Origin of the sequence: Halomonas sp. SIMBA_159 (assembly GCF_046536035.1) — a bacterium.
GTDB lineage: Bacteria > Pseudomonadota > Gammaproteobacteria > Pseudomonadales > Halomonadaceae > Vreelandella > Vreelandella venusta_A.
On sequence record NZ_JAWJBT010000531.1, the window covers coordinates 1 to 273 of the forward strand.

At 69.6% G+C, this 273-nt stretch carries 1 pseudogene; it reads right to left on the minus strand.

Going from position 1 to position 273, the window contains the following annotated elements:
* Positions 1 to 273: pseudogene (locus R0J87_RS20335) on the minus strand (hypothetical protein); the annotation flags it as partial.

Consider the following 273-nt stretch of genomic DNA (forward strand, 5'->3'; position numbering starts at 1 on the left):
TGATGGCGCCGGCGACACCCTGGATGAGAAACGCGCCGCCCCGGACGCGGTCGGCCACGATCCGCAACGGCAGCAGCGGCTGCGCGACCCGGCTCTCGATCCAGACGAAGACCGCGAGCAGGACGACACCGAGCACCAGGAACGTGATCGTCAGTGGATCGCCCCAGCCGTGCTCGGCGAGGCTGAACCCGTAGACGAGGGCCCCGAGCCCGAGGGTCACCGTGATGGTGCCCCAGACGTCGTACCGGTTCTCGCCTTCGGCCTTGCTCTCGG